Origin of the sequence: Burkholderia sp. Ac-20379 (assembly GCF_017104645.1) — a bacterium.
Classification (GTDB): Bacteria; Pseudomonadota; Gammaproteobacteria; order Burkholderiales; family Burkholderiaceae; genus Burkholderia.
Map to the genome: position 1 here is coordinate 1 of NZ_JAAGPF010000389.1, position 5,965 is coordinate 5,965.

General features: G+C 68.0%; 5 protein-coding genes and 1 pseudogene. All 6 read left to right on the forward strand.

What is annotated here, in order from left to right; translation table 11 throughout:
- The first annotated feature begins 53 nt into the window (after positions 1 to 53).
- Entirely contained in the window at positions 54 to 1,427 is a 1,374-nt protein-coding gene (miaB, locus tag G3N92_RS29600; protein ID WP_206131119.1) for a tRNA (N6-isopentenyl adenosine(37)-C2)-methylthiotransferase MiaB, read from the forward strand.
- Between the two features lie 34 nt (positions 1,428 to 1,461).
- Positions 1,462 to 2,505, forward strand: a complete 1,044-nt coding sequence (locus G3N92_RS29605) for a PhoH family protein (protein ID WP_206131120.1) — start codon at positions 1,462 to 1,464, stop codon at positions 2,503 to 2,505.
- Positions 2,506 to 2,737: 232 nt separating this feature from the next.
- Positions 2,738 to 3,523, forward strand: coding sequence for an rRNA maturation RNase YbeY (gene ybeY, locus G3N92_RS29610; RefSeq protein ID WP_206131121.1), 786 nt, complete (start codon positions 2,738 to 2,740; stop codon positions 3,521 to 3,523).
- 30 nt (positions 3,524 to 3,553) lie between these two features.
- Entirely contained in the window at positions 3,554 to 4,186 is a 633-nt protein-coding gene (locus tag G3N92_RS29615) for a gamma-glutamylcyclotransferase (protein WP_206131122.1), read from the forward strand.
- 193 nt (positions 4,187 to 4,379) lie between these two features.
- A complete protein-coding gene (locus G3N92_RS29620) occupies positions 4,380 to 5,264 on the forward strand; it encodes a transporter associated domain-containing protein (protein ID WP_206131123.1) in 885 nt (294 codons plus the stop codon).
- A 37-nt stretch (positions 5,265 to 5,301) separates the two neighbouring features.
- Positions 5,302 to 5,965, forward strand: a pseudogene (locus tag G3N92_RS29625) (apolipoprotein N-acyltransferase); the annotation flags it as partial.

A 5,965-nucleotide genomic window follows, 5' to 3' on the forward strand; every position in this document is an offset into this window, starting at 1 on the left:
TCGATTCACCCGCATTGACGCCCCCAGGTCAACCACTGCGAACGGCGAACCCCATGACGAAAAAAATCTACATCAAGACCTTCGGCTGCCAGATGAACGAGTACGACTCGGACAAGATGGCCGACGTGCTCAACGCCTCCGAAGGCCTCGTGAAAACCGACCGGCCCGAAGACGCCGACGTGATCCTGTTCAACACCTGCTCGGTGCGCGAAAAGGCGCAGGAAAAGGTGTTCTCGGATCTCGGCCGCGTGCGCGAGCTGAAGGAAGCGAACCCGAACCTGATCATCGGCGTGGGCGGCTGCGTCGCCAGCCAGGAAGGCGAGGCGATCGTCGCGCGCGCGCCTTACGTGGACGTGGTGTTCGGCCCGCAAACCCTGCACCGCCTGCCGCAGATGATCGACGCGCGCCGCGCCAGCGGCCGCTCGCAGGTCGACATCACGTTCCCCGAGATCGAGAAGTTCGACCACCTGCCGCCGGCGCGCGTCGACGGCCCGAGCGCGTTCGTGTCGATCATGGAAGGCTGCAGCAAATACTGCAGCTACTGCGTGGTGCCCTACACGCGCGGCGACGAAGTCTCGCGCCCGCTCGACGACGTGCTGACCGAAATCGCCGGCCTGGCCGATCAGGGCGTGCGCGAAGTCACGCTGCTCGGCCAGAACGTCAACGCCTATCGCGGCGCGCTCACGCAAGGCTCGCCCGACATCGCCGATTTCGCCACGCTGATCGAATACGTGGCCGACCTGCCGGGCATCGAGCGGATCCGCTACACCACCTCGCATCCGAAGGAATTCACGCAGCGCCTGCTCGATGTCTACGCACGCGTGCCGAAGCTCGTGAACCACCTGCACCTGCCCGTCCAGCACGGCTCCGACCGCATCCTGATGGCGATGAAGCGCGGCTACACCGTGCTCGAATACAAATCGCTGATCCGCAAGCTGCGCGCGATCCGGCCCGATCTGTCGCTGTCGACCGACATCATCATCGGCTTCCCCGGCGAAACCGAGGACGATTTCGAGAAGACCATGCAGCTCGTGCACGACATGCGCTACGACACCAGCTTCTCGTTCATCTACAGCCCGCGCCCCGGCACGCCGGCCGCCAACCTGCACGACGACACGCCGCGCGAGGTCAAGCTCAAACGCCTGCAACATCTGCAGGCCACCATCGAGGAAAACGTCGCGCGGATCAGCGCGTCGATGGTCGGGCGAGTCGAGCGGATTCTCGTCGAAGGCCCGTCGCGCAAGGATCCGAACGAGCTGGCCGGCCGTACCGAGAACAACCGCGTGGTGAATTTCCCCGCGCCGGTCGCCTCGCATCCGCGCCTGATCGGCCAGATGATCGACGTGCGGATCAACCACGCGTACCCGCATTCGCTGCGCGGCGAGCTCGTGCTCGCCCACGACGACGCCAGCCGCGCCACCCACTGAACCAAGCGTCCAACCGAAGGAAGCCCACGCTACCTTGAAGCCGACCCAAAGCCTGGAATTCACCGCCCCGCGCGACAACAACGCGCGCCTCGCCAACCTCTGCGGCCCGCTGGACGAAAATCTGCGCCAGATCGAGCAGGCGCTCGACGTGACGCTGCAGCGGCGCGGCCACCGGATCACGATCCGCGGCCGCGGCGCGAAGCTCGCGCTCGCCACGCTGGAGAACTTCTACAACCGCGCGCGCGATCCGCTGTCGCTCGACGACATCCAGCTCGCGCTGGTCGAGACGCGCCATCTCGGCAACGGCGGCCAGGACAGCGCGCCCGACGTGCGCTTTCGCGGCGATCCCGACCATCCGTTCGACGATGCGCCCGCGGCCGAGCCCGACGCGCCCGGCGAGGAGCCGGGGCCGAAGCTCTACACGCGCCGCGCCGACCTGCGCGGCCGCACCCCGGCGCAGCGCGAATACCTGAAGCAGATCCTCGCGCACGACGTGACGTTCGGCATCGGGCCGGCCGGCACCGGCAAGACCTATCTGGCCGTGGCCTGCGCCGTCGACGCGCTGGAGCGCGATCAGGTCAAGCGCATCGTGCTGACGCGCCCGGCCGTCGAGGCCGGCGAGCGGCTCGGCTTTCTGCCGGGCGATCTGTCGCAGAAGGTGGATCCGTACCTGCGCCCGCTCTACGACGCGCTCTACGATCTGCTCGGTTTCGACAAGACGGCCAAGATGTTCGAGCGCCAGATGATCGAGGTCGCGCCGCTCGCCTACATGCGCGGGCGCACGCTGAACCACGCGTTCATCATCCTCGACGAGGCGCAGAACACCACGCCCGAGCAGATGAAGATGTTCCTGACGCGGATCGGCTTCGGCTCGAAGGCAGTCGTCAACGGCGACACCACCCAGATCGACCTGCCGCGCGGCCACAAGAGCGGCCTGATCGAGGCCCAGCAGGTGCTGACAGCCGTGCGCGGCATCGCGCTCACGCGCTTCACGAGCGCCGACGTGGTGCGTCACCCGCTGGTCGCGCGGATCGTCGAGGCTTACGACGAGTTCCACGCGCAGCACAAGGACGCCTGAGCGGCTTCACCCGAGCGACCGCCCGCCGCATGCCAGCGCATGAGACGGGCGGTCGCGCGTCGGTTCGTCGCTGCCCGGCCCGCGAGCCACGCCACGGCCCGCTCGCGCGTGCAAACCGCCCCCGCACACGGGCCGCGGAACCGAAAAAACACGCGATCCGGTAGCCGCCGCCCCGGCCAAAACCCCTGGCCGTTTGGTGTATCCTCGTGCGGTTGCCCTCGACGCCGCACACATGAAATCCTCCCGCAAATCCCCGCAAGCCCCCCATCCGAGCGCACCGCGCGTATCGCTGTTCGACGAGCGCGGCAAGGTCAAGACCGTCGAAGCGCAGGCCCTGCGCATCGATTTCCCCGACGGCCGCGCGCTGATGTTCGATCTGTCCGGCAGTTCCGGCGAAGCCTCGGTCGCGATCGTCGCGCAACATGCCGACATCTCGCAGCGCGCCACCCTGACGCTGCGCCCCGAGCACTACGACAGCCTGACGCTGTCGGTCGGCGCCGAAGCCGAAACGGAAAGCGATGACGGCGACGAGGACGCCGACGACGAATCCGAGCCAGCGGGCGAGCCCGAACTCGAGCTGGTCGTCCAGTACGGCGACGAAATCACGGCGCAGGTGCGCAAGACCTTGCCCAAACGCAAGCTGATCGCCGAATGGCTCGCCACCACGCTGTTCTCGGACGCGCAACTCACGGTGCGCTTCGTCGGCGAAAAGGAAGGCCGCGAACTGAACGGCGGCTACCGCAAGAAGGATTACCCCACCAACGTGCTGACCTTCGCCTACGAGCAGGCGCCCGACGGCACGACCATCGGCGATCTCGTGCTGTGCTGCCCGGTGGTCGAGAAGGAAGCGGCCGAGCAGGGCAAGCCCCTGCAATCGCACTATGCCCATCTGCTGGTGCACGGCTCGCTGCATGCGCAAGGCTACGATCACGAGCTCGGCGAGGAGGACGCGGCCGAAATGGAAGCGCTCGAAATCGATATGCTGGCCAAGCTCGGCTTCGCGAATCCGTACGAGTAAGCCACCCGTTCATTCCCCCCGCATCCGGCCTTGAGCACACCGATCCCCGCCCCCCAAGCGTATCCGCCGCCGATCGGCAACGGCCGGCTGCTGACCGAGGACGAGCTGGCCGTTTCGCTCGACGCGTCGCTGAACGGCTGGGACCGCCGCTCCGATCTCTGGCTGTTCGGTTATGGCTCGCTGATCTGGAATCCGGGCCTGCCGGTGGCCGAACAGCAGCACGGCCGCGTGCACGGCTACCATCGCGGGCTGTATCTGTGGTCGCGCGTCAATCGCGGCTCGGCCGAACGGCCGGGCCTCGTGCTGGCGCTCGATCGCGGCGGCTCGTGCAGCGGCGTCGCGTTCCGCATCGCCGGCCCCACGGCCATGCCGCATCTCGAAACGCTCTGGAAACGCGAAATGCCGATGGGCTCGTACCGCCCGGCCTGGCTGCCCTGCACGCTCGCCAGCGGCGAACGCGTGCGCGCGCTGGCGTTCGTGATGCGCCGCGACGTGCCCACCTATACCGGCAAGCTGTCCGACGAGATCGTGCGCGCCGTGTTCGCCTGCGCGGAAGGCCGCTACGGCACCACGCTCGACTACGTCACGCGCACCGTGGCCGCGCTGCGCGAGAGCGGCATCCCCGATCGCGCGCTCGAATCCCTGCTGGCGCGCTGCGCCTGAGCCCGGCCGGGCCGGTTCCGCCCGGCATTGTTTCCCGAGATGCGCGCGGCGCCGATTCCGGGTTAGGATGGATCCGCGCCGCTCCAGGCCGGCCGCCGCGTTGGCCGTTCGGCCGACACGGAAGCGCCGTGGCCTTGGTGTATCCTTGCCAACTCCGTGACAACGCGCCTGCGGTCCGCCCGGGCGCACCACCATGAACGATTCGTATCCCAGTCGAAAGTCCACCGACAAACCGCCCGAAAAGCGCTCGCTGCTGGAGCGCCTGACCGACTTCATCTCGCCCGAGCCCGAATCTCGCGGCGAACTGCTCGAAATCCTGCAGGACGCGCACGAGCGCAACCTGATCGACGGCGATTCGCTGTCGATGATCGAGGGCGTGTTCCAGGTTTCCGATCTCTGCGCCCGCGACATCATGGTGCCCCGCGCCCAGATGGACGCCCTCAACATCGCCGACAAGCCCGAGGATTTCATCCCGTTCGTGCTTGAAAAGGCCCACTCGCGCTACCCGGTCTACGAAGAGAACCGCGACAACGTGATCGGCGTGCTGCTCGCGAAGGATCTGCTGCGTTTCTACGCGGAAGAGGAATTCGACGTGCGCGGCATGCTGCGCCCGGCTGTGTTCATCCCCGAATCGAAGCGCCTGAACGTGCTGCTCCACGATTTCCGCGTGAACCGCAACCACCTCGCGATCGTGGTCGACGAATACGGCGGCGTGGCCGGCCTGATCACGATCGAGGACGTGCTGGAGCAGATCGTCGGCGACATCGAGGACGAATACGATTTCGACGAGGAAGCCGGCAACATCATCTCGGCGCCCGACGGCCGCTTCCGCGTGCGCGCGCTGACCGAGATCGCCCAGTTCAACGAAACCTTCGGCACCGATTTCTCCGACGAGGAAGTCGATACCATCGGCGGGCTGATCACCCATCATTTCGGCCGCGTGCCGCATCGCGGCGAGAAGCTGCGGCTCGGCAAGCTGATCTTCGAGATCCAGCGCGGCGATGCCCGCCAGATCCACGTGCTGCTGGTGCGCCGCGATCCGCTCGCCGGCCGCCGCAACGACTCGGCCGACGACTGATCGTCCGGCCGCCCCGCCCCTACCCCTGCCCGCCCCCATGGCCGAATCGTTCACGTCCCGCGCGCCGCGCGGCGCCACCTTCGCGGCGGCCCGCCGCGCGCTGCCCCGCTGGCATTTCCCCGCGGCCCTGCTGGCCGGCGCGGCCAATACGCTGAGCTTCGCGCCCACCCCGCACGGCGGCTGGCTGCAATTGCTGGTGTTCGTGTGGTTCTACGCCCAGCTCGCGCGCAGCGGCACGCGCTGGCAGGCCACGCTGACGGGCGCGGCGTTCGGCTTCGGCAACTTCCTGACCGGCATCTGGTGGCTCTACATCAGCATGCATGTGTACGGCGAGATGGCCGCGTGGATCGCGGGCGGGGCGCTCGCGCTGTTCTGTCTGTATCTGTGCCTGTATCCGGCGCTGTCCGCGCTGATCTGGGCGCTCGCCTCGGGCCGGGGCGCGGGCCGCGCGTTCGCGCCGAGCTGGCATGGCGCGTTCGCGTTCGCCAGCGCCTGGGCGCTCGGCGAATGGGCGCGCGGCACCGTGTTCACGGGCTTTCCGTGGCTTGCGAGCGGCTATGCGCAGGTCGACGGCCCGTTCGCCGGCTTCGCGCCGGTGGCCGGCGTGTACGGCGTGGGCTGGGTGCTCGCGCTGTTCGCGGCGCTCGTAGTCAACGTCGTCGTCAGCGCGCGCCGCACGAACGGCCCGGCCGACAGCCGCG